The following is a 22,502-nucleotide window of genomic DNA, read 5'->3' as shown; positions in this document are numbered from 1 at the left end:
GAACGGCCCGGTCCCTGGAGGGGCCGGGCCGTTCATCGGATGCAGCAGGTGCGGGTCAGGCCACCAACCGGTAGCCCACGCCACGCACCGTCCTGATCTCCGGGCTCTGCAGCCCGGCTGCCGCCAACTTCCGGCGGAGGTTGGACATGTGCGCCTCGACGAGGCGCAGGTTGCCCTCCCAGTCCGTCTGCCAGACCTCGCGCAGCAGGGTCTCCCGCTGCAGCACCCGGCCGGGCCGGGCGACGAGGGCGGCGAGCAGGTCGAACTCCGTGCGGGTCAGGTCGACGGCGGAACCGTCGACCCGCACCTCACGGCTGTCGGGGTCCACCTCGAGCTCGGCCAGCCGCTGGACGCTGTCCTCGAGGGGGGCACGCGGCGCGGGGACGGGGACCGTCCGGGGCCGGCGCAGCATGGTCTGCACCCGCGCGACGAGCTCGCGCGGGGAGAAGGGCTTGGCCATGTAGCCGTCCGCTCCGACGGCCAGGCCGATCAGCAGGTCGACCTCCTCGGCACGGGCGGTGAGCATGAGGACGTAGCAGTCGGTCTCGGCGCGCAGCTGGCGGCAGACCTCGGTGCCGTCGGCATCGGGCAGCCCCAGGTCGAGCACCACGACGTCGGGGGCCTCGCGGCGCACCTCGGCCAGGCACTCGGCTCCGGACACCGCCTCGCGGACGTCCATCCCGGCCCGGCGCAGCACGGTCACCACGAGCTCGCGGATCTCGTCGGTGTCCTCGACCACGAGCACGGACTGACCCGGCACGACCCCTCCTCGCTGCGGCGACACCTGCTGGCACGCCGCGGTGGCGTCCACCGAGGTCATCGTCACCGGGGCACCCGCTCCCCACCCGGACGCCGGGACCGTCACCCCGACGGGTGACGGCCCCACGCGAGCGTCCCTCCCCGACCGTGCGCCCAGCGGGGTCCTCGGACGGGTCAGCGCCCGCCGAGCGCACGGTCGGTGCCGCCGGCCCCCTCGCAGGGCCCCGGCGCGAGGCACGAGCGGTGGGGGGCGAGGGGGTCCTTCCTCAGACGAAGGCGCTGAGGCCGGTGATCGCGCGGCCGACGATGAGGGTGTTCATCTCCCGGGTGCCCTCGTAGGAGTAGAGCGCCTCGGCGTCGGCGAAGTACCGGATGACGTCGTTCTCCAGCACGATGCCGTTCCCGCCGAACAGCTCCCGCGCCCAGGCGACGGTCTCCCGCCCGCGGCTGGTGACGTAGCTCTTGGCCAGCGCGGCCTGGTCGTCGCGCAGCCGGCCCTCCTCCTGCAGCTGGGAGACGCGCACGGTCATCCCGATGCTGGCGGTGATGTTGCCGAGCATCCGGGCCAGCAGGTCCTGCACGAGCTGGAAGCCACCGATCGGCCGGCCGAACTGCTCCCGCTCCTTGGCGTAGGCGACCGCGGCCTCGTAGGCGCCGAGCTGGCAGCCCACCCCGGCCCAGGCGACCCCGGCGCGGGTCTCCTTGAGCACCTTGTTGACGTCGCGGAAGCTGTTGCAGTTCTCCAGCTTCGCCGACGCCGGGATGCGGCAGTCGGTGAAGGTGAGGTCGGCGTTCTGCACCGTGCGCAGGGCGAACTTGTCCTCGATCTTGGTGGCGGCGAAGCCGGGCGTGCCCTTCTCGACCAGGAAGCCCTTCACCTGGTCGTCGGCGACGTCGCGGGCGAAGACCACCAGGACGTCGGCGAAGGTGCCGTTGCCGATCCAGCGCTTGGCGCCGTCGAGCACCCACTCGTCCCCGTCGCGGCGGGCGGTGGTGCGCATGCCGCGGGCGACGTCGGAGCCGCCCATCGGCTCGGTGAGCCCGAAGGCGCCGATCTTCTCCATCGTGCGCATCGAGGGCACCCACCGGGCCTGCTGCTCGGCCGACCCCAGCAGCATCAGCGAGCCGAGCGCGAGGCCGTTGTGCACCCCGAAGAAGGTGGCCATCGACGGGTCGACGCGGGCCAGCTCCATCGACTGGAAGCCCTCGAGCAGCCGGGAGATCCGCGGCCGGCCCTCCCAGTCGTAGCTGCGCCCGACCAGGTCGGCCTCCACGAACCGCGGGATGAGGTCCATCGGGAACTCCGCGGCCGCCCACGCCGCGTTGACCCGCGGCCTCACCTCGGCGGCGAGGAACTCGCGGAGGACCACCAGCTCCTTCTGCTCGCCCTCGGTGAGCAGGGACTGGAACTCGAAGAAGTCCGCGGTCAGCAGGTCGGCGGTCATGGCGCCTTCTCTCTCTCGTCATCGTCGACGTCGTGCTCGATGATGACGAAGTTACCCCGCAGTAACAAGGGCCCGCCGCCACGTCCCGGCGTGTCCACCCGGACGTGGCAGCGGGTCCCTCAGTTGAGCGGCCGGGTGCCCGCGGGCAGCGTGCCGCCGGCGACCATGGCGGTGACCGCGTCCTGCAGGGCGGTGAGCGCGACCCGCTGGGTGAAGGGGCCGGTGGAGACCCGCGCGACGCCCAGCTCCTGCAGCTCGCTGGCCGGCAGCGATGCGCCCGGGACGCTGATGACGGTGAGCCTGCGGGGCCCGAACGCCTCGGCCAGCTCGGCGATCTCCCCGCGGGCCACGACGCCGGGCACGAAGACCACCGGCGCCCCGGCCTCCAGGAACGCCCGGCCGCGGGTGGTGGCCTCGGCCAGCACGGCGGCGCGGTCGGCGTCCGGGCCGGCCTTGACGAAGGCGTCGGTGCGGGCGTTGAGCACGAAGTCGATCCCGGCGTCCCGGCCGGCGCGCAGCACGGCCTCGACCGCAGCGACCGCGTCGTCGAGCGGCTTCATCTGGTCCTCCAGGTTGCCACCGACGACACCCACCTCGATGGCCCGCCGTGCCGTCTCGCCGGCGTCGCCGTAGCCACCCTCGAGGTCCATGGTCACCGGCACGTCGACGGCGGCGACGATGCGCCCGACCATGTCCAGGTGCAGCTCGAGCGGGATGTTCTCGCCGTCCTCGTAGCCGAACGTGGCCGCGATCGAGTGGCTGGCGGTGGCCAGGGCGCGCACGCCCGGGGTACCGGCGACGACGGTGGCCGAGACGACGTCCCAGACGTTGGTCAGCGTCAGGATCTCCGGGGCGGTGTGCAGGTCGAGCAGGGTGCGGGCGCGGGTGGCGAGATCGGTCATGCCGCACCCCTGTCCAGCCGCGCACCGGCCCACACATCGACCGTCCGACCGGCTCTCTAGCCTGGGCGCATGGTCTCCCTCGGCACCCCGCTGTCCCCCTCGGCCACCCGCGTGATGCTGCTGGGCAGCGGCGAGCTGGCCAAGGAGGTGCTCATCGCGCTGCAGCGCCTGGGCGTGGAGACGATCGCCGTCGACCGGTACGACGACGCCCCCGGACACCAGGTCGCGCACTCGGCCCGCACGATCACCATGAGCGACCCCGCGCAGCTGCGTGCCCTGATCGAGGCCGAGCGGCCCGACGTCGTCGTCCCCGAGATCGAGGCGATCGCCACCGGCACGCTGGTCGAGCTGGAGGCCGAGGGCGTGCGCGTGGTGCCCACCGCGCGGGCGGCGCAGCTGACCATGGACCGCGAGGGCATCCGGCGGCTGGCCGCCGAGACCCTGGGGCTGCCCACGAGCGCCTACCGGTTCTGCGACTCCCTCGAGGAGCTGCGGGCGGCGGCCGCCGAGGTCGGCTTCCCGTGCGTGGTCAAGCCGGTGATGTCCAGCTCGGGCAAGGGCCAGAGCAAGCTCGACGGCCCGGACGACGTCGTCGGCGCCTGGGAGTACGCGATGGCCGGTGGCCGGGTCGCGGGCACCCGCGTCATCGTCGAGGGGTTCGTCGACTTCGACTACGAGATCACCCTGCTGACCGTGCGCTCGGTGCGCGGCGCGGAGACCGTCACCGACTTCTGCGCGCCGATCGGGCACCGCCAGGAGGCCGGCGACTACGTCGAGAGCTGGCAGCCCCAGGCCATGTCGCCGGTCGCGCTGGACCGGGCGCAGGCGATCGCCGCCGCGGTGACCGGCGAGCTGGGTGGGCTCGGCCTGTTCGGCGTCGAGCTGTTCGTCCGCGGCGACGAGGTCTGGTTCTCCGAGGTCAGCCCGCGCCCGCACGACACCGGCATGGTCACCATGACCACCCAGTGGCAGAACGAGTTCGAGCTGCACGCGCGCGCCCTGCTCGGCCTGCCGGTGGACACCGCGCTGCGCAACCCGGGCGCCTCCGCCGTCGTCTACGGCGGCGTCGAGGCCGCCGGCATCACCTTCGACGGTGTGGACGACGCCCTCTCCCTGCCCGGGGTGGACCTGCGGCTGTTCGGCAAGCCGGAGAGCTTCACCCGCCGCCGGATGGGCGTGGCCCTGGCCCGTGCCGAGGACGTCGACGCCGCGCGGGCCACCGCCCGGGAGGCCGCGTCGCGAGTGCACCCCCGCGCCTGACCCGCTCGCCGCCGTCCCCACCCGGGGGCGCCGTCCACAGCCGGCCGACGCGGCTCCCGCCGCCTGCCGCGCCGGGGACGATCGCCGCATGCCCCGCCGCACCCAGGAGGACCCGATCAGCCAGCACCCGTCCGGCTCCGACCCGATCCCGCTGCTGCTGGTCGCCGGCTCGCGGCTGGCCGGGCAGCCCGGCGTCCAGGCCGCGGAGCTGGACCCGCTGGTGCGCCGGCTCACCGCACTGGACGACGGCGTCGACACCGGCGGCCACGCCCAGCGCGCACTGGCACCGCTGCTGCCGTTCCTCTGGGAGGCGGGCTGGCAGCCGGCCGACGTCGTGCACGCGGTGCGCCGGCGCACCAGCCGGCGCGGCGGCCGGCTGGCCGCCGCCCTGGTCCGGGCGGACGCCGCGGCAGCCGTCGCGGAGGCGCCGGCCGCGTGGGCCGCGCAGCTGGGCGGGCTGGAGGGCACGGCCACCTCGGTCGCCGAGTGGTGGCGCGGCGAGAGCGTCGATGCGGCCGCCGGCTGGCGGGACGTGCTGCGCGTGCTCGGTGTGGTGCGGGAGCTGCCACCGCTGGAGCAGCTGCTGGCTCCCCCGTCGGCCTGGTCGGCGGACACCCGTGCGGCGGTCGCCCTGGACCCGGGGGCGGACCCGAAGCTGGTGGGCCGGGTGCGGGCGCTGCTGGCCAAGGCCGAGTCCACGGACTTCCCCGAGGAGGCCGAGGCGCTCAGCGCGAAGGCGCAGTCGCTGATGGCGCGGCACCGGATCGACACCGCGGTCCTCGCGCGGCAGCCGGGCGGGGCGTCCTCGTCCGTGGTCGCCCGGCGGCTGCACCTGCAGGACCCGCACGTCGACGCACGGGCCGCGGTCGTGCAGGCGGTCGGGGCGGCGAACGGGGTGCGCGTGGTCCTGCTGCCGGCGTTCGGCATGGCCACCCTCGTCGGCGCGGCCGACGACCTGGACCTGGTCGAGCTGCTGGTGGCCTCGCTGCTGCTGCAGGCCGACCGGGCCCTGGCCGCAGCGGCGCGGGAAGGCGGCACCCGCGTGCGGTCGACCGCCTACCGGCGCGGCTTCCTCTATGCGTTCGCCCAGCGCATCGGCGAGCGGCTGGAGCACGCCCGCGAGGCGGCGACCACCGCGGCGATGGCCACCTACGGGTCGGCGCTGCTGCCGGCGCTGGCCGAGCGGGAGCAGGCGGTCGACCGGCTGGTCGGCGAGCTGTTCCCCCGGCTGCGCAAGCGCACCGGCCGGGCCGTGGACGCGGCCGGCTGGCACGCCGGCCGTCAGGCCGCCGACGCGGCCGACCTGGGCACCGGCCAGCGGGCACTCCCCCGCTGACCCGCCCTCGCCGAGGCCTGCCCCTGGCTCCCGAAGAGCGAGGGCCTGCTCAGAGCAGGACGTCCAGCGAGGCGCCGAGCTCGGCGATCAGCGTCGCCTGGTGGGTGAGGTCGACCGCGGTGGTCAGCCACCCGGCCACGAACATGAGCTGGTCCGCCGAGGACTCGTCCAGCGACGCCGTCGTCGCCGACATGCCGGCCCTCGCCACTGCGCTGCACGCCAAGGTCATCATGACCTGCCCCTTTCGTCGTGCAGGAGGTGTCGGCACGACGGTGCGGGTGCTGAAGGGCCGGCACCCGATCGGCGCACAGCCACCCCTCAGGGGTGAGGTCGGCCCAGCCCGTCCAGCAGCATCTGCAGCAGCGCCTCGTAGGTGACCGCGGCGTCCTCCGCCTGCACCAGACCGCCCAGCTCCAGGCTCACCGCGCCGTGCACCGCGCTCCAGATCAGCTGCGCGGTCTCCCGCGGCTGCCCGGGCCGCAGCACCCCGCGGTCCATGCCGGAGCGCACCTGGTCGACCAGCGCGGTGAACGCGGCGGCGGCCCGGTCGGCGAGCTCTGGGGTCGGTGCGGACACGGCCGCGCCCGTGCCGAACATCGCGCCGTAGTGCTGGGGGTGGGCGAGGGCGAAGCGGCGGTAGTTGCGGCCGCAGTCGAGCAGCCGGACCGTGGGGTCGGGGTCCTGGGCCTCGGTCGTGGCGGCGGCGAGGCCCTCGAAGCCGCGGGCCAGCACGGCGGCGACCAGGCCGTCCTTGCTGCCGAACCGGTTGTAGACGCCCATCGGCGCCACCCCCGCCTCGACGGCGACCGCGCGCACGGTGACGCCGGCCAGCCCGTCGCGCACCAGCACCCGCTCGGCTGCGTCCACGAGGGCCTGCTCGACCGCTCGGCTGGGCGTGCGCCCGCCGGCACCCACGTCTGTCACGACCTCATCCTGCCCGTTGACGTCCGTAGAACAACGTTCTACGATTGTGGCACACCGTTCTACACCAGGAGGCCACCGTGACCGTGCCCGTCGCCCCGCCGACCACCCGTCGGTGGTGGGTCCTGCTCGCGCTCTGCCTGTCGGTGCTGCTGGTCAGCGTCGACAACACGATCGTCAACGTCGCCCTGCCGACCATCGGCCGGGAGCTGGCGGCCTCCACCAGCGACCTGCAGTGGGTGGTCGACGGCTACACGCTCGCCTTCGCCGCGCTGCTGCTGCTCGGTGGCGCGCTGGGTGACCGGTTCGGCCGCCGGCGGCTGCTGGAGACCGGGCTGGTGCTCTTCGCCGCCACCTCGGTGGTGGCCGCGACCGCCGACACCACCGCCCAGCTCGTCCTCGGCCGGGTCGCGATGGGCGTCAGCGCCGCCGCGGTCTACCCCGCCACCCTGGCCCTGCTGGTCTCGACCTTCCCCGACCGGCGGGAGCGCGCCACCGCCATCGGGATCTGGTCGGCCGTCACCGGCCTGTCGGTCGCGATCGGCCCCGTGTCCGGCGGGCTGCTGCTCGAGCACTTCGCCTGGGGCTCGGTCTTCCTGGTCAACCTGCCGCTGGCCGCGGTCGCCGTCGTCGCCGGCCGGGTCCTGCTGACCGAGTCCGCCGACCCGCGCCCGCGCCACTTCGACCTCGTCGGCGCCGCCGCCTCCGTCGTCGGCACCGGGCTGCTGGTGCTCACCACGATCGAGGCGCCGGGGTGGGGCTGGGTCTCCCCCGCCACCGTCGTCGGCTACCTGGGCGCGGCTCTCGCGCTGACGTCCTTCGTCACCTGGGAGCTGCGCTCGCCGGCCCCGCTGCTCGACGTCCGGCTCTTCACCGACCGGCGGGTGTCGGTGGGCAGCGGCGCCATCGCGCTGGCCTTCTTCAGCCTGTTCGGGTTCATCTTCCTGATCACCCAGTACCTGCAGGCCGTGCGCGGCTACGACACCCTCACCGCCGGGCTCGCCACCCTGCCCTTCGCCCTGGTCATCGCCCCCGTCAGCCCGCTGGCGATCCTCGCCGTGCGTGCCGTGGGCACGAAGCTGGTGGTCGCCGCCGGGCTGCTGACCATGGCCGCGGGCTTCGCCGTCGCCGCCGGCAGCTCGCTGGAGTCGGCCTACTGGGGGCGCATCGTCGTCTCGATGGTGCTCATGGCCGCCGGCCTCGGCCTGGTCACCGGCCCGGCGACGGAGGCGGTGATGGGCGCACTGCGCAGCGCGGAGGCCGGCGCGGGGTCGGCCGTCAACGACACGGTCCGCGAGGTCGGCGGCACGCTCGGCGTCGCCGTCGTCGGCTCGGTGCTCAGCACGGTCTACGGCCCCGCGGTGGTCGACGGGCTCACCGGTGCCGGCGCCCCCGCAGCGGCCGCCGGGCAGGCCGCCGACTCGGTGTTCGCCGGGCTCGCGGTGGCCGGGTCGCTGCCGGCCGATGCCGTGCGCGCCGTCCAGCAGTCGTTCCTGGACGGGGTGGGCGCCGGCTCCTGGGTCTGCGCCGCCGCCTCGGCCGCCGGCGCCCTCACGGTGCTGGCCCTGCTCCCGGCCCACCACCGCACCGCCGACCCGACGCCGGCCCCGGCGCCCGCAGCGGTGGCCGGCTGACCGCACCGGACGTCGTCCCCCCGCACCGACACCCGTCCCCCTGCACCGACGCCGGTGCGGGGGGGACGGACGGCGTCAGCCGCGGGGGTCGAAGGGCTCGCGGCCCGGGGGCAGGTTGGACCGGTCGGGGGCGATGACGGTGGCCTCGCTGGAGTCCGGCAGCGCCACCGTGGGCGGTGCGGCCTCCAGCAGCAGGTCGCCGGTGCCGTGCAGCATCGTCCGGCCGCGGAAGAAGGCCGGGGCGACGGCGTTCCAGGCGAACATCAGCACCAGCCCCAGCAGCAGCGCGCCGACACCGATGACGAACACCCCGCCGACGCCGTGGAACACGGTCTCGCCGTAGTCGGGGTCGGCGTACTCGACGCAGGCCAGCACGAAGACGGCGAGCATGAACAGCCCGCCCAGGCCCGGCAGCACGAAGCGCATCAGCACGTCGCGCACCGAGTGCAGCGAGCGGCGGAACTCCCAGGCGCAGGCGAAGCCGGTGAGCCCGTAGTAGAAGGCGATGAGCATGCCGGTGGCGGTGATGGAGTCGATGAGCACGTTCTCGCTGACCAGCGTCAGCCCGACGTAGAAGGCGATCGAGACCAGGCCCATCCACACCGTGGAGACCGTGGGCGTGAAGTACCGGGGGTGGATCCGGGCGAAGCTCGTGGGCAGCGCGCCGTAGGCGGCCATGGACAGCGAGCCGCGCGCGGTCGGCAGGATCGTGGTCTGCGTGCAGGCCGCGGCCGAGGTCAGCACCGAGATGATCAGCAGCGCCTCGAACACCCGGCCCAGCGCCCCGTCGCCGAACACCGTCGTCCCGAGGGCGTTGAAGACGTCGTCGGCGTTGGCCTCGTTGCCCAGCCCGAGGCCCTCGGTGCCCACGCCCGCGAACGCGACGGTGGCGATCGAGACGACCGTGTAGATGCCCACCAGCAGCACCGTGGAGATGATCGCGGCGCGGCCGGGTGAGCGGGTCGGGTTCGCGGTCTCCTCGTTGACCGCGACCGCGGAGTCCCAGCCCCAGTAGATGAAGATCGCCAGCAGCACGGCCTCGGTCATCGACGTCCAGCTGATCCCCGAGGGCACCAGCCAGGACAGCGAGGGCGTCAGCGAGCCCTCCGGCGCCGTCCCGCTGTAGACCTTGACCAGCGCGTAGACGGCGAAGGCGACCAGGACGACGACCTCGACGGTGAGCAGCACGTTCTGCACCCGCGCGGTCGGCTCGATGCCCCGGTAGCAGATCCAGGTCATCAGCGCGATCCACACGACCCCGGCGACGGTGGTCCACAGCGCGCTCTCCGCGAGGGAGTCCAGGCCCACCAGCCGGTAGCTGTAGGCGCCGGCGATCTGCGCGAGGTTGGCCATGACGATGACGTCGGCGGCGATGATGCCCCAGCCGCCCATCCACCCGGTGCGCGGACCGAAGGCCCGCGCCGCCCAGGTGAACGTCGTCCCGCAGTCGGGCTCGCGCTTGTTCAGCTCGGCGTAGGCGACCGCGATCAGGTACATCGGCACGAACGCCAGCAGCATGATCGCCGGCGCCTTGACCCCGACGGCGATCACCACGAACCCGAGGGTCGCCGCCAGGGCGTAGGCCGGGGCCGTCGAGGAGACGCCGAGGACGATCGAGGAGACGAGCCCGAGGGCGCCCCGCTTCAGTCCCTTGTCGACGGCCTCGCCCTCCACCCGGACCGGCGCCACCGGCGCCGAGGAGGAGGTGCTCATGCGGTGGCCGGGCGCGCGCTCATGGCCCTTTTATCGCACACGACCGACCCGGCCGCCGGAGCGGGTCAGACGTGCGGCTGGCCCGTCGAGGCGGTGGTGCCGCCGTCCACGGGCAGGACGACGCCGGTGACGTAGCGGGCGGCGTCGCTGGCCAGGAAGAGCACCGCCGGCGCGACGTCCTCGGGCTCTCCCGGGCGGCCCAGCGCGATCCGGTTCACGAACGGCGCCAGCGACGCCTCGTCGCGGCCGACGCCGTGGGTGAGGTCGGTGAGGGTGAACGCCGGGGCGACGGCGTTGAGGCGCACCCCCTGCGCACCCCAGTCCAGCGCCAGCGAGCGCACGAAGTTGCTGATGGCGGCCTTGGTCGCGTTGTAGGCCGCCTGCCCCCAGTCACCGCGCTCGCCGGAGACAGAGGAGACCGCCACCAGCGAGCCGCCAGTGGTGGCCAGGTGCGGCAGGGCGTGCTTGGCGAGGTGGAAGAAGGCGTCGACGTTGGTGGCGCGCAGCCGCTCCCAGGCGTCGTCGGCCAGCTCGGTGATCGGCCCGGCCTCGTACCCGGCGGCGTTGCTGACCACGACGTCCAGCCGGCCGAACCGGGCCACCACCTGCTCGACCAGCCCGGCCACCTGCGCCGGGTCGGACACGTCGGCCGGGACAGCGGCGGCGCGCTCGGCCGGCACGCCGGCCAGTGCCTGCTCCAGCCGGTCGGGGCGGCGTCCGGTGATCGCGACCGTCGCGCCGGCGGCCAGGAACGCCGTCGTGATCGCCAGTCCGATGCCGCTCCCACCCCCGGTCACCAGGACGACGGAGCCGGTGAAGTCGAACCGCGCAGCAGAGGTCATGGACGCAGGTGTCCCCCGTCGGGAACAGACCGACACCCGAGTTAGTTGCGTGCACCGAGCAATCACCTCGGGCACGCTGTGCCCAGGCGTTCGCACGCCGGCGCGACGATGCGCCAGTCCACCCCTCGCTCGTCGATGCCGGAGACCCCGTGTCCCATCCCGCTCCCCCGCCCAGCAGCACGGGCGCCCCCACCACCGGACCCACGGGCACCGCGGACGCCAAGGCCGCAGCCGCCGCGCAGGCCGAACGCGACCACGACCACGGTCGCCGCTGGTGGACCCTCGCCACCCTGGGCCTGGCCCAGCTGATGGTCGTCCTGGACGCCACCATCGTGAACATCGCACTGCCCAGTGCGCAGGCCGGTCTCGGGTTCTCCGACGCCGACCGCCAGTGGGTCGTCACCGCCTACTCGCTGGCCTTCGGTGGCCTGCTGCTGCTGGGCGGCCGGCTGGCCGACCTCTTCGGCCGCCGGCGCACGCTGATGATCGGCCTGGCCGGCTTCGCCCTCGCCTCGGCGCTCGGCGGTGCGGCCACCGGCTTCGGCCTGCTGGTCGCCGCCCGCGCGCTGCAGGGTGCGTTCGGCGCGCTGCTCGCCCCGGCCGCGCTGTCGCTGCTGACCATCACGTTCAGCGACCCGAAGGAGCGCGGCAAGGCCTTCGGCATCTTCGGTGCCATCGCCGGAGCCGGCGCCGCGATCGGCCTGCTGCTCGGTGGGGTGCTCACCGAGTACCTCAGCTGGCGCTGGTGCCTCTACGTCAACGTGCCGATCGCGATCGTCGCGGGCCTCGGCGCGCTGCGGTTCATCCGCAAGGTCGCCCCGGCCTCGAACGTCAAGCTGGACATCCCCGGCGTGGTGACCGCGGTGCTGGGCCTGTCCGGCCTGGTCTACGCCTTCGCCCGGGCCGAGCAGGAGGGCTGGTCGGACCCGGTCACGATCGTCCTCATCGTGGTCTCGGTCCTGCTCCTGGTGGCCTTCGTGGTCATCCAGCAGCGCGTCGCCCACCCGCTGCTCCCGCTGCGCGTCGTCCTCGACCGGCGCCGCGGTGGCGCCTACCTGGCGATCGGGCTGGCCGCGATCGGCATGTTCGCCGTCTTCCTGTTCCTGACCTACTTCCTGCAGCAGACCAAGGGCTTCTCCCCGCTCAAGAGCGGGTTCGCCTTCCTGCCCTTCGTCGCCGGCATCATCACCAGCTCCACGGTGGTCGTGCCGCGGCTGCTGCCGAAGATCGGCCCGCGCTTCCTGATCACCACCGGTCAGCTGCTCGGTGCCGTCGGGCTGCTCTACCTCTGGCGGCTGGAGGCCACCAGCGGCTACCTGCCGCACGTCCTGCCGGCGCTGTTCGTCATGGGCCTGGGCATGGGCCTGATCTTCGCCTCGTGCTTCAACACCGCGACCTCGGGCACGCAGCCCTCGGACGCGGGCGTGGCCTCGGCGCTGGTCAACACCGGGCAGCAGGTCGGCGGGGCCCTGGGCACCGCGCTGCTGAACACCATCGCCGCCACCGTCACCGCCTCCTACGTGCGGGCCAACGGCTCCGCCCCGGCGGCGCTGGCCGACGCGGCGGTCGCCGGGGAGACCCGGGCGTTCCTGGTCTCGGCCGGGGTGTTCCTGCTCGGCGCCGTGCTCAGCCTGCTGGTCATCCCCAGCGGGCCGAACCCGGTCAGCCACCGCGGCGCACCGGTTCCCGCCGGGCACTGAGCAGTCCACGTCGTCCCCGGTCACCGCTGCGCGGTGGCCGGGGACGACGCATCTGCGCACCACCCCGATGGGTACGGCTCGATCCGGATCGACCACACTGTGCAACCGGCAGTGACCGCCCGGCGTCAAGGCCGGCCGACGTTTCCCTGGAGTGGATGGCCGTGGTGGAGCCGACGGACGTCGGCGGCCTCGAGGCGACCGACCTCGAGGGCGCGCGCGTCCGCGCGCAGCTGGCGGTCGACGCCGCGGGGATCGGGACCTTCGACTGGGACCTCCGCAGCGGCCGGCTGCTGTGGGACGAGCGGCTGATCGAGCTGTTCGGCTACGACGTGGCCACCTTCGGCCGCAGCATCGACGCCTTCAACGCCCGACTGCACCCCGACGACCTGCCCCGGGTCACCGACGCGCTGACCGGCGCCATCGACTCCGTCGGCGACTACGAGGCCGACTACCGGATCGTGCTGCCCGACGGGGTCACCCGGTGGGTGTCGGCCCGGGGACGGGCGCTGCCCGGCCCCGACGGGACCGCGGTCCGGCTCATCGGGGTCGCCTGGGACGTCACCGCGGAGGTGGCCGAGGAGGCCCGGGTGACCCGGGTGCTCGAGGCGATGCCGGCCGGCTTCTACTCCCTGGACCACGACTGGCGGTTCGTCCACGTCAACGCGCAGGCCGAGCGGCTGCTGGGCCGCAGCCGCGACGAGCTGCTCGGCCAGGTGATCTGGTCGGCCTTCCCCGCCACCGTGAACAGCGTCTTCGAGGACAGCTACCGCGCGGCGGTCGCGCACGGGGAGCCGATCTCCTTCGACGCGCACTACCCGGCCCCGCTCAACGGCTGGTACGAGCTGCGCGCCTGGCCCACGCCCGACGGGCTGTCGGTCTACTTCATCGAGGTCACCGACCGCCTCGCCGCCCAGCGGCAGGCCGAGCTGGCGACCCGCCGGCTGACCCTGCTGGCCCAGGTCAGCACCGAGCTGGCGGGCACGCTGGACGTGCAGGCGGCCACCGCCCGGCTGCCGCGCCTGGTCGTCCCGGCCCTGGCCGACTACTGCATCCTCACCGTCATCGACGCCGACGGGCAGCCCCGCGACATCGGGAGCTGGCACGACGACCCGACCGGCCGCGACCTGCTCGAGCGGTACGCCGAGGTGCGCCTGGGCGCCATGCCGATGACCGCCCCGGTGGGCCGCGCGCTGCACTCGAACGAGGCCGTGACCTTCTCCGGGGGCGAGGTGCTGGAGCTGCTGCCGCCCGGGCGGGCCAAGGAGCTGTTGAGCGCACTGGCGCCAGAGACCGAGGTGGCGCTCCCGCTGCGCGCCCGCGGCCGCACCCTCGGGCTGCTGACGCTGTTCTTCTCCGCCGGTCACACCCCCACCCCCGAGGACGTCGCGGTGGCCCAGGACGTCGCCGACCGGGCCGGGCTGGCCTGGGACAACGCGCGGTTGTTCGGCCAGCAGCAGCAGATGGCCGAGACGCTGCAGCGCAGCATGCTGACCGAGCCGCCGGAGCCCGACCACGCCGAGATCGTGGTCCGGTACATGCCCGCCGCCGAGGCCGCCCGGGTCGGCGGCGACTGGTACGACGCGTTCCTGCAGCCCAACGGCGCCACCATGCTCGTCATCGGCGACGTCGTCGGCCACGACACCGCGGCCGCCGCGGCGATGGGCCAGGTGCGCAGCGTGCTGCGCGGGATCGCCGCCTACAGCGACGCCGGGCCCGCCGAGGTGCTGCGCGGGCTGGACTCAGCGATGTCGGTGCTGCAGCAGGACACCCTGGCCACCGCCGCCGTCGCCCGGTTCGAGCAGACCCCCGACGAGCGCACCCGCGGCGTCACCCGGATGGTCTGGGCCAACGCCGGGCACCTGCCGCCGCTGGCGCTCAACCCCGACGGCAGCACGACCGTGCTGGCCGACTGGAAGGCCGACCTGCTGCTCGGGGTCGACTCGACGGCGAGGCGCACCGAGAACACGGTCACCCTCGACCGGGGCACCACGGTGCTGCTCTACACCGACGGCCTCATCGAGCGCCGGGACGCCGACCTGGACACCGGGCTGGCGCGGCTGCGCACCTCGCTGACCGAGCTCGCCGAGCTGCCCCTCCAGCAGCTGTGCGACGAGCTGATCGTGCGGCTGGTGGACGGCAAGCCGGAGGACGACGTCGCCCTGGTGGCCGTGCGGCTGCACCGCCAGGACCGGCCGCGCCCGGCCGAGGCCGGCCCGAACCGGGTGCCGGACGGCGTCCCGCCCGACCCGGGGACGGCGTGAGCGAGGCCACCCGGGGACCGTCCGGGCCGACCCCGACCGGCGACCCGAGCCCGCTCGGCCTACCGTGGGCACGCCCCGGCACAGGTCGGACCCCATCGACCGGAGGGAGCTCCCCCGTGCCCGCGACCGAGCACCTCCCCGCCCGGCACGTCCACGACCTGCTGCTGCACGACTCCCCCGAGGAGCTGGTGGAGGTCGGCCTCCCCTTCCTGCGCGCCGGGCTGGAGGCCGGTGAGGCGGTCCTGCTGGCCACCAGCGACACCTCGAGCCGGCTGCTGACCGACGCGCTCGGCGGGGGCGACGACGTGCTCGTCCTGCCGCGGGGCGAGGTGTACCGCACGCGCACCCCCGCCGCGCTCACCACGGTGCGGCGCATGGTCGGCGAGCGCATCACCGCCGGCGCCCCGCGCGTGCGGGTGCTCGCGGAGATCGACTTCGGCCCGACCCCGCGGGACTGGCTGGAGTGGCAGCGCTACGAGGCCGTGGTCAACGAGGCGCTCGCGCCGCTGCCGCTGTGGGGGCTGTGCGCCTACGGCACCACGCGGCTGCCCGACGAGCTGATCACGACCGGCCTGCAGACCCACCCGCACCTGTACACCGCCGCCGGGCGCCGCGACAACCCGGACTTCGTCGAGCCCGCCACGTACCTGCGCGCGCTGCCGGTGCCCACCGAGCCGCTGGAGCACGGCGAGCCGCTGCTGCACGTCGAGGACGTCCGCGAGTTCAGCGGGCTGCGCCGCGCGGTGGCGGCGGTGCTCGCCGGGCTGGGCGGTGACGCCGACCTGCTCGAGGACCTGCACCTGGCCATCGACGAGATGAGCTCCAACGCCGTGCGGCACGGCGGCCCGCCGGTGACCCTGCGGCTGTGGGCGGGCCCCGACCGGGTCGTGTGCCGGATCAGCGACGGCGGCGCCGGCATGGACTCCCCCTTCGCCGGCTACGGCCCGGCGCACGGGGAGGACCTCTCCCGTGGCGGCATGGGCCTGTGGCTGGCCCGCCAGCTGTGCGACCACGTCGACGTCATCGACGACGGCGGCGGGCTGACCGTGCGCCTCACGACGTCCCTGCACTGACCCGACCGAGGAGCACACCGTGGACCTGCCCGAGAGACTGCTCGCCCTGCTCCAGCGGCCCAGCCCCTGCTTCCTGGCGACCACGATGCCCGACGGCTCGCCGCAGCTGACCCAGACCTGGGTGGACACCGACGGCACGCACGTCCTGGTCAACACCGTCGCCGGGTTCCAGAAGGTGCGGAACATGGAGCGCGACCCGCGGGTGGCGCTGAACATCGCCGACCCCGACGACGTCTCCTCCTACTACGCGGTGCGCGGCCATGTCGTCTCGATCAGCCCCGACGGGGCCGCCGAGCACATCGACCGGCTGGCGCAGAAGTACCTCGGCGGCCCCTACCCCTGGTACGGCGGCCGCGACCAGGTGCGGCTCACCGTGCGCATCGCCGCCGACCGGATCAGCTCACCCCAGGGCTGACCGGGCCCGGCGGGGCGACCGGGGCTCCTGTGGGCGCTGGGACGACTGCGGCGCGTCACCGACGATGTTCCGGCCCGGGACCGTCCGCGCCCTAGCATCGTGACGCGTACTGCTGCCCGACCGGTCGGACCCGGCCGGTACGTGGCACCGGGACAGGTGCACGTCCGGAGGAGGAGCGAGTCGTGGGCTGGTCGACCAAGAGCACCACCGCTGTGACCGCAGTGGGTGCAGCTGCTGTCGTGGCGCCCACCCCACCCACGCTCCCCCGTCCGCGCCGCAAGGTCGAGCACGACGCCAGCCTGGAGACCGCCGCCCAGCAGGCCGGGGTGCTCACCCAGGCCAGCCGCGAGGTCTCCGACACCTCCCAGCAGGCCGCCGAGTCGCTGACCGAGCTGCGGTCGGCGATCACCGACATCTCCTCCAGCACCCACCGCGCCTCGACGATCGCCGAGGACGCGGTGCGGGACGCCCGCGCCGTGGACGAGCGGATCGCGGCGCTGCAGGAGGCCAGCGAGTCGATCACCGAGATGGTGCGGCTGATCTCCGCGATCAGCCAGCAGAGCCGCTTCCTCGCCCTCAACGCCTACGTCGAGGCCGCCCGCGCCGGGGACGTCGGCCGCGGGTTCGCCGTCGTCGCCGACGAGGTCAAGCAGCTGGCCAGCCGCACCGCCCAGGCCGCCGAGGACATCGGCGCGCAGATCGAGGCGGTGCAGTCGGAGACCCGGCAGGCCGTCAGCGCCATCCAGCGGATCAGCGGCACCCTCGGCTCCATCGCCGAGGCGCAGGACGCCATCGCCGCGGCCGTCGAGCAGCAGCGGGCCGCCACGGACCGGGTCGTGGACAACGTCGACCGGGCGGCCAGCGGCTCGGCCCGGATCAGCCAGGCGGTGGCCGAGCTGGCCGACAGCCAGCGACTGGCCTACGTGCGCCGCGCGCTCACCCTCGCCCAGGACCTCCTCGAGGACGCCGGCGGCCTGAGCCTGGGCACCGGGACCCGCTCGATGAGCGTCACCGACCAGGCGACCTCCACCAGCTCCCGCGCCGAGCTGCCCGAGCTGCTGCTCGGTGCTGCCCCGCTGCCCTGGGTCGACGACCCGCGCCGGCCCGCCCCGCTGGTCGACGAGGTCGTCGCCCAGGTGGGCGGCACCTGCACGCTCTTCCAGCGGCTGGACGACGCCGGCGCCATGGTGCGCGCGGCCACCACGGTCGTCACCGCCGCCGGCCGGCGCAACATCGGGACGTCGATCGCCCCGGTCAACGCCGACGGCACCCGGAACCCGGTGCTCACCGCGGTGCTCGCCGGCCAGCTCTACACCGGCCCGGCCACCGTGGCCGGCAAGCCCTACTTCACCGCCTACGCCGGCGTGCGCGCCCCCGACGGCACGCTGGTCGGCATGCTCTACGTCGGCCTGCCGATCGTGGCCCTGGCCTGACGCCTGCCGGTCACTGCCGGACGGCGAGCACCAGCCAGCGGTCCTCGGCGTCGTCGACCAGCGTCGTCGTCCAGCCCGCCCGGCTCAGCAGCGCGCTGATCCGCGGCTGACCGCGCACGTCGTCCGGGCGCAGCTCGTGCCCGTGCCGGCGGGCCAGCGCCACCCGGCCGATCGGGGAGAACAGCGCCAGCCCGGCGCCGTGGGCGGCGACCCGGGCCAGCTCGCGCAGCCCTGCCTCTGGTTCGTCCAGGTGCGACACCAGGCCGGCGGCGAACACGGCGGTGAACGTGCCGTCGGCGAACGGCAGCGCCCCGACGTCACCGCGCACCAGCCCGGCCAGCCCGCCGCGGCCGCGGTGCACGGCCTCGGCGAGCATCTCCGCGGTCACGTCGACGCCCACCACGGTGCCGGCCGGACCGGCCGCCTCGCGCAGCACCGGCAGCGCACGACCGGTGCCGCACGCCGCGTCGAGGACGACGTCCCCGGGGCGCACCCCCAGCTCGGCGACGGCCCGGGCGAAGCGCGGCCCGTCGTCGGGGAAGCGTTCCTCCCAGCCCGCGGCCCGGGCCCCGAAGAAGGCCTGGGTGTCCCGGTCCGGGCCGCTCATGCCGGACCTGTCAGCAGGGCAGGCCGGTGAACGCCCGGAACGCCTCGACCAGCGCGTCGGCGTCGTCCGCGCCGAGCACCACGGTCACGTGCTCGCCGGTGCCGGTGCGCAGCAGGTCGGTCTCGCCCAGCACCTCCGCCAGCCGCTCCGCCCGTGCCCGGTCGGCCTCGGCGAACTCGATGCCGGACGTGGCGGCCGCACCGGTGGTGACGGTGCCGACGGTCAGGCCGCCGTCACGCAGCTTCTGCGCGACGAGCTCGCCCAGCGCCGGGTCCCCGGTGCCGTCGAGGACGTCGACCGTGGTCCCCGCGGCCGGCTCGCAGGAGTCGGTCGGCGGGGCCGGGGTGGGCGACGGCTCCGTGGTCGGCGGGGTGGCAGGCGGCGTCGAGCTGGTGGGCGGCTCGCTCGCCGGCGGGGTCGAGGTGGCCGGCGGCTGAGTCGTCGGCTCCTCGGGCGTCGGGGTGGCCGGCGGCTGGGCCGTCGGCTCCTCGGGCGTCGGCGTGGCCGGCGGCTGAGTCGTCGGCTCCTCGGGCGTCGGGGTGGCCGGCGTCTGAGTCGTCGGCTTCCCGGGCGTCGGGGCCGCCGGGGGCTCGGGCGAGCTGGCAGGCTTCTCCGAGGGCTTCGGGGTCTCCGGCTTCGGCGTCTCCGGCTTCGGGGACTCGGGCTTCGGGGTCTCCGGGGTCACCGGGGTCTCCGGCTTCGAGGTCTCCGACTTCGGGGCCTCCGGCTTGGAGGTCTCCGACTTCGACGGATCTGCCTGTGGCGTCTCCGGCTTCGAGGTCTCCGGCTCACGGGTAGCAGGCTCCGGACGCGCCGGGGACGACAGCGACGGGAAGGCCGGCACCGCGGGGCCGTCCGCGACGACCACCACCCGGTCCTCGGACGCCCGCGGCGCCTGCTGCTGCTGCGGGACCCGGCCGATCGCCGGCGGCCGGCCCGGGTCGGCCGGCGGCACGACCACCGCGGGGGCGGTCGTCGTCGGGACGTGCGGCGGCGGGGTGCCGGCGTAGGTGGCCGACAGCCCCAGCACGGTGGCCACGTACTCGTCGGAGTGGTTGTAGGCGAAGACGGCCCGCGCCTGCCCGGACTCGCTGCTCAGGTCGCCGCCGGCGGCGCAGAGGTAGTCACCGGTGGCGGCCGCTGCGTCGTAGATGTTGAACGGGTCGCGCACCCCGTCGCCGTTGCCGTCGGCGCCGTAGACCGCCCAGGTGGTGGGGATGAACTGCATCGGCCCGACCGCCCGGTCGTGCACGGTGTCGCCGTCGAAGCGGCCGCCGTCGGAGTCGAGGATGCGGGCGGTGCCGTTGCCGGTGAGCGGGATGCCGACGACCGGCGGCGTGGACAGCCCGTCGGTCGACAGCACGGCGCCGGCGAACCGGCCGTGGTTCGACTCGACCCGGCCGATCGCCGCGATCAGCGTCCAGCTGATGCCGCAGTCGGCCAGCTCGGCCGCGCGGGTGTAGGCCTCCATCGCCGTGGTGGGCACGCCACCGGCGGCCAGCGGCGAACGCGCGGCGTCCGGGGACCGCGGGCTGCTGGTGCCGGGGGCGGCAGCAGCCGACGCCGCCTCCTCCAGCGCGGCGCCCTCGAGCACCGGGGAGGCCAACAGGTCGGGGTCGCTGCGGTGGGCGGAGAGCCGGCTCGCCGAGGAGGTGGCGCCGGCGCTGAGCTCACCGCCAGGCACTGGTGCCGCGGACAGCAGCGCAGGGGCGGCGGAGGCGCCGGGCAGCAGCGCGACCAGGGCCGTGGTCAGGCCCGCGGTCATCACGACGGTCTGACCACGGCGGCCGCCGGCCCGGTGTCGTGGGCTCACGCGGCAGCCACGCGGTCGTCGTGCAGCGAGCAGTTCGGCACCGTTGATCCCCCTGGAGCGTCCACCTGCGGTCGTCCCGGCCGGGCACGTGACGCAGAGTGCGCACGACGGGACTGTGTCGACCGTAAGCGGAGCGAACCGTCAGCGCCATGCCCCGACGGTGAACTTCTCCCGATCCGGCCCACGACCACCCGCACGAGGGCCTCCGGGTTCCGGAACGAGCCGGCACGGGACCATCATCGAGGGGCACCCCGGGTCGGCTGCCGCCGCGGCACCGGCGGGTGCGTGGTCCCGCCGGGAGGGGTGCTGGTGCTCGCGCGACAACGACAGGAACGGATCCTCGACGCGGTCCGGGCGCACGGTGGCGCCCGCGTGTCGGAGCTGGTGCGCCTCCTCGGCGTCTCGGAGATGACCGTGCGCCGCGACATCGCCACCCTCGCCGACCGCGGGCTGGTGGCGCGGGTGCACGGCGGCGCGACCGCACTGGACGGCCGCAGCGCCGACGAGCCGGGCTTCCAGGCCAAGTCGGCGATGGCGCTGGCGGAGAAGCGGGCCATCGCCCGGGTCGCCGCGGGCCTCGTGCAGCCCGGTGACTCGGTCGCCCTGTCGGCCGGCACCACCACGTTCGCGGTGGCCGAGGCGCTGCTGGGCGTCGCCGGGCTCACCGTCGTCACCAACTCCCTGGCCGCGGCGCGGCTGCTGCACGACAACGCCCGGGAGGACCAGACGGTCGTGCTCACCGGCGGCGTGCGCACCCCCTCCGACGCGCTCGTGGGCCCGGTCGCGGTGTCCGCGCTGCGCGTGCTGCACGTCGACTGGCTCTTCCTCGGCGTGCACGGCATGGACGCCGAGGCCGGGCTGACCACCCCGAACCTGGTCGAGGGCGAGACCAACCGCGCCCTGGTGGCCTGCGCCCGCCAGGTGGCCGTGGTCGCCGACTCCTCGAAGTGGCGGGTCGTGGGGCTGTGCAGCATGGCCGGCCTGGACGAGGTCGACGTCCTGATCACCGACTCGGGCCTGCCCGAGCCCGCCCGCCAGGAGCTGTCCGCCCGCACCGGCCGGCTGGTGATCGCGCCCGTCGCGCCGGTCTGACCAGCAGTTGCACCCACGCGCCGGCCGTCCGGCCGGGCGGTGGGGACCCCCGGGTCATGCGACGTTGCAAGACCGTGATGTGATCTTCCTTGCGCTCAAATGTCCGATCATGTTCGATCCGGATGAGCGGGACCGCGGGCCCGCACCCAGGCAACGACGCCTAGCAAGGGAGTTCGACCATGACACCCACCACCGCCGGACGGCGCGCACTGCGCCCGTCCCGCCTCCTCGTCGCCGGTGCCGCAGCTGCACTCGCACTGACCGGCTGCGCCAACAGCGGCGAGACCGACGCCCCCGCGGCCGCGGCCTCCGCCGGGAACGGCGGCGCGCAGGTCACCAAGTCGGCCAGCGCCCCTGCCGGCGAGGGCTGCACGCTGGACAAGTACGGCCTGGAGAAGATCGACCTCAAGGGCGCCAAGGTCGGCTTCTCGCAGTCCGAGCCCGACACCGCCGCCTTCCGCGCCGCCGAGACCCAGTCCATCAAGGACGAGGCCGCGAAGATCGGCGTGGGCGAGCTGCTGGTCACCAACGCCAACGCCCAGCTGACCAAGCAGATCTCCGACATCCAGGACCTGCTCAACCAGGGCGCCCAGGCCCTGATCGTCGCCCCGGTCAACTCCGACGGCCTGGACCCGGCCCTCGCCGCGGCCAAGGCCAAGGGCGTGCCGGTGCTGACCATCGACCGCAAGGTCACCAACACCGCCTGCTCGGACTACCTGGCCTTCATCGGCTCGGACTTCGAGGAGCAGGGCAAGCGCGCCGCCGACGCCATGGCGACGGCCGCCGGCGGGCCGGCGAAGGTCGCGATCCTGCTGGGCTCCTCGGGCAACAACGTCACCGACCTGCGCACCTCCGGGTTCGTCGACCAGGTGAAGGCCGAGCACCCCGAGCTGGAGATCGTCGCCCAGCAGACCGGTGACTTCGAGCGGGCCAAGGGCCAGTCGGTGGCCGAGCAGCTGCTGCAGTCCAACCCCGACATCAACGCCATCTACGCCGAGAACGACGAGATGGGCCTGGGCGCGGTGCAGGCCGTGCTCAGCGCCGGCAAGCAGCCCGGCACCGACGTCAAGATCGTCTCGATCGACGGCACGAAGAACGCGGTCCAGGCGCTCGTCGACGGCCAGTACAACGGCGTCATCGAGTCCAACCCGCGCTTCGGCCCGCTGGCGTTCTCCACCCTCCAGGACTTCATGGACGGCAAGGAGATCCCCGAGGACATCATCATCGAGGACGACGAGTACACCCCCGACAACGCCGCGGCCGAGCTGGCCAACGCGTTCTGACCCGCACGTCGGG

At 74.5% G+C, this 22,502-nt stretch carries 19 protein-coding genes; 10 read left to right on the top strand and 9 right to left on the bottom strand.

Annotated features, from left to right (window positions below; all coding sequences use genetic code 11):
• Positions 1-55 precede the first annotated feature (55 nt).
• The 3 genes from KUM42_RS16115 to KUM42_RS16105 all read right to left on the bottom strand — a co-directional run bounded on the left by KUM42_RS16115 (position 56) and on the right by KUM42_RS16105 (position 3,106).
• The gene (locus tag KUM42_RS16115) at positions 56-760 is read right to left on the bottom strand and encodes a response regulator transcription factor (RefSeq protein ID WP_237493542.1); all 705 of its coding nucleotides are present in this window, start codon (positions 758-760) and stop codon (positions 56-58) included.
• A 265-nt stretch (positions 761-1,025) separates the two neighbouring features.
• Entirely contained in the window at positions 1,026-2,204 is a 1,179-nt protein-coding gene (locus KUM42_RS16110) for an acyl-CoA dehydrogenase family protein (protein ID WP_237493541.1), read from the bottom strand.
• A 119-nt stretch (positions 2,205-2,323) separates the two neighbouring features.
• The gene (locus KUM42_RS16105) at positions 2,324-3,106 is read right to left on the bottom strand and encodes an isocitrate lyase/phosphoenolpyruvate mutase family protein (protein WP_237493540.1); all 783 of its coding nucleotides are present in this window, start codon (positions 3,104-3,106) and stop codon (positions 2,324-2,326) included.
• 69 nt (positions 3,107-3,175) lie between these two features.
• Between KUM42_RS16105 and purT the strand changes: the two genes are divergently transcribed.
• Together purT and KUM42_RS16095 are read left to right on the top strand one after the other, a co-directional pair.
• On the top strand, positions 3,176-4,366 hold the full coding sequence (purT, locus tag KUM42_RS16100) for a formate-dependent phosphoribosylglycinamide formyltransferase (RefSeq protein ID WP_237493539.1): 1,191 nt from the start codon (positions 3,176-3,178) through the stop codon (positions 4,364-4,366).
• A gap of 88 nt (positions 4,367-4,454) precedes the next feature.
• On the top strand, positions 4,455-5,702 hold the full coding sequence (locus tag KUM42_RS16095) for a DUF2786 domain-containing protein (RefSeq protein WP_237493538.1): 1,248 nt from the start codon (positions 4,455-4,457) through the stop codon (positions 5,700-5,702).
• Between the two features lie 49 nt (positions 5,703-5,751).
• On the opposite strand, the gene KUM42_RS16090 is transcribed toward KUM42_RS16095, so the two are convergent.
• On the bottom strand, positions 5,752-5,895 hold the full coding sequence (locus tag KUM42_RS16090; protein WP_237493537.1) for a hypothetical protein: 144 nt from the start codon (positions 5,893-5,895) through the stop codon (positions 5,752-5,754).
• Positions 5,896-6,020: 125 nt separating this feature from the next.
• Entirely contained in the window at positions 6,021-6,626 is a 606-nt protein-coding gene (locus tag KUM42_RS16085; protein WP_237493536.1) for a TetR/AcrR family transcriptional regulator, read from the bottom strand.
• Positions 6,627-6,703: 77 nt separating this feature from the next.
• Between KUM42_RS16085 and KUM42_RS16080 the strand changes: the two genes are divergently transcribed.
• Positions 6,704-8,257: an MFS transporter gene (locus tag KUM42_RS16080; protein WP_237493535.1), complete on the top strand. Its 1,554-nt coding sequence runs from the start codon at positions 6,704-6,706 to the stop codon at positions 8,255-8,257.
• Positions 8,258-8,332: 75 nt separating this feature from the next.
• Here the strand turns inward: KUM42_RS16080 and KUM42_RS16075 are convergent, their stop codons facing one another.
• Together KUM42_RS16075 and KUM42_RS16070 are read right to left on the bottom strand one after the other, a co-directional pair.
• Complete coding sequence (locus tag KUM42_RS16075) at positions 8,333-9,970, bottom strand: APC family permease (protein WP_237493534.1); 1,638 nt, start codon at positions 9,968-9,970, stop codon at positions 8,333-8,335.
• A gap of 65 nt (positions 9,971-10,035) precedes the next feature.
• Positions 10,036-10,812, bottom strand: a complete 777-nt coding sequence (locus KUM42_RS16070; protein ID WP_237493533.1) for an SDR family NAD(P)-dependent oxidoreductase — start codon at positions 10,810-10,812, stop codon at positions 10,036-10,038.
• 149 nt (positions 10,813-10,961) lie between these two features.
• Between KUM42_RS16070 and KUM42_RS16065 the strand changes: the two genes are divergently transcribed.
• From KUM42_RS16065 to KUM42_RS16045, 5 genes are all read left to right on the top strand, one after another.
• Positions 10,962-12,512, top strand: coding sequence for an MFS transporter (locus tag KUM42_RS16065; protein WP_237493532.1), 1,551 nt, complete (start codon positions 10,962-10,964; stop codon positions 12,510-12,512).
• A 155-nt stretch (positions 12,513-12,667) separates the two neighbouring features.
• On the top strand, positions 12,668-14,773 hold the full coding sequence (locus KUM42_RS16060) for a SpoIIE family protein phosphatase (protein ID WP_237493531.1): 2,106 nt from the start codon (positions 12,668-12,670) through the stop codon (positions 14,771-14,773).
• 116 nt (positions 14,774-14,889) lie between these two features.
• Positions 14,890-15,846 (top strand): sensor histidine kinase, encoded by a 957-nt coding sequence (locus tag KUM42_RS16055; RefSeq protein WP_237493530.1) that lies wholly within the window; start codon positions 14,890-14,892, stop codon positions 15,844-15,846.
• Positions 15,847-15,865: 19 nt separating this feature from the next.
• Positions 15,866-16,261: a PPOX class F420-dependent oxidoreductase gene (locus KUM42_RS16050; RefSeq protein ID WP_237493529.1), complete on the top strand. Its 396-nt coding sequence runs from the start codon at positions 15,866-15,868 to the stop codon at positions 16,259-16,261.
• A gap of 182 nt (positions 16,262-16,443) precedes the next feature.
• Positions 16,444-17,694 carry a Cache 3/Cache 2 fusion domain-containing protein gene (locus KUM42_RS16045; RefSeq protein ID WP_237493528.1) on the top strand — a complete coding sequence of 417 codons (1,251 nt, stop codon included), beginning with the start codon at positions 16,444-16,446 and terminating at the stop codon, positions 17,692-17,694.
• Between the two features lie 10 nt (positions 17,695-17,704).
• Here KUM42_RS16045 and KUM42_RS16040 read toward each other — a convergent pair whose 3' ends face one another.
• Together KUM42_RS16040 and KUM42_RS16035 are read right to left on the bottom strand one after the other, a co-directional pair.
• A complete protein-coding gene (locus KUM42_RS16040; protein ID WP_237493527.1) occupies positions 17,705-18,301 on the bottom strand; it encodes a class I SAM-dependent methyltransferase in 597 nt (198 codons plus the stop codon).
• 10 nt (positions 18,302-18,311) lie between these two features.
• Entirely contained in the window at positions 18,312-20,066 is a 1,755-nt protein-coding gene (locus tag KUM42_RS16035; RefSeq protein WP_237493526.1) for a LytR C-terminal domain-containing protein, read from the bottom strand.
• 333 nt (positions 20,067-20,399) lie between these two features.
• On the opposite strand from KUM42_RS16035, the gene KUM42_RS16030 reads away from it, so the two are divergent.
• Both KUM42_RS16030 and KUM42_RS16025 read left to right on the top strand, forming a co-directional pair.
• Positions 20,400-21,206: a DeoR/GlpR family DNA-binding transcription regulator gene (locus KUM42_RS16030; RefSeq protein WP_370629315.1), complete on the top strand. Its 807-nt coding sequence runs from the start codon at positions 20,400-20,402 to the stop codon at positions 21,204-21,206.
• 179 nt (positions 21,207-21,385) lie between these two features.
• Positions 21,386-22,489, top strand: coding sequence for an ABC transporter substrate-binding protein (locus KUM42_RS16025; protein ID WP_237493524.1), 1,104 nt, complete (start codon positions 21,386-21,388; stop codon positions 22,487-22,489).
• Positions 22,490-22,502: the final 13 nt, after the last annotated feature.

Origin of the sequence: Modestobacter sp. L9-4, assembly GCF_019112525.1 — a bacterium.
In the GTDB taxonomy this organism is placed as follows: Bacteria; Actinomycetota; Actinomycetes; order Mycobacteriales; family Geodermatophilaceae; genus Modestobacter.
Note: the sequence above shows the minus strand (reverse complement) of the source record. Positions and strands in the feature narration are given on the sequence as shown.

What these genes read in the sequence shown, in the direction of transcription:
- KUM42_RS16110 (WP_237493541.1), bottom strand. Translation starts at nt 2,204, where the DNA reads ATGACCGCCGACCTGCTGACCGCGGACTTCTTCGAGTTCCAGTCCCTG.
- KUM42_RS16105 (WP_237493540.1), bottom strand. Translation starts at nt 3,106, where the DNA reads ATGACCGATCTCGCCACCCGCGCCCGCACCCTGCTCGACCTGCACACC.
- purT (WP_237493539.1), top strand. Translation starts at nt 3,176, where the DNA reads ATGGTCTCCCTCGGCACCCCGCTGTCCCCCTCGGCCACCCGCGTGATG.
- KUM42_RS16095 (WP_237493538.1), top strand. Translation starts at nt 4,455, where the DNA reads ATGCCCCGCCGCACCCAGGAGGACCCGATCAGCCAGCACCCGTCCGGC.
- KUM42_RS16090 (WP_237493537.1), bottom strand. Translation starts at nt 5,895, where the DNA reads ATGTCGGCGACGACGGCGTCGCTGGACGAGTCCTCGGCGGACCAGCTC.
- KUM42_RS16075 (WP_237493534.1), bottom strand. Translation starts at nt 9,970, where the DNA reads ATGAGCACCTCCTCCTCGGCGCCGGTGGCGCCGGTCCGGGTGGAGGGC.
- KUM42_RS16070 (WP_237493533.1), bottom strand. Translation starts at nt 10,812, where the DNA reads ATGACCTCTGCTGCGCGGTTCGACTTCACCGGCTCCGTCGTCCTGGTG.
- KUM42_RS16060 (WP_237493531.1), top strand. Translation starts at nt 12,668, where the DNA reads ATGGCCGTGGTGGAGCCGACGGACGTCGGCGGCCTCGAGGCGACCGAC.
- KUM42_RS16040 (WP_237493527.1), bottom strand. Translation starts at nt 18,301, where the DNA reads ATGAGCGGCCCGGACCGGGACACCCAGGCCTTCTTCGGGGCCCGGGCC.
- KUM42_RS16035 (WP_237493526.1), bottom strand. Translation starts at nt 20,066, where the DNA reads ATGACCGCGGGCCTGACCACGGCCCTGGTCGCGCTGCTGCCCGGCGCC.
- KUM42_RS16025 (WP_237493524.1), top strand. Translation starts at nt 21,386, where the DNA reads ATGACACCCACCACCGCCGGACGGCGCGCACTGCGCCCGTCCCGCCTC.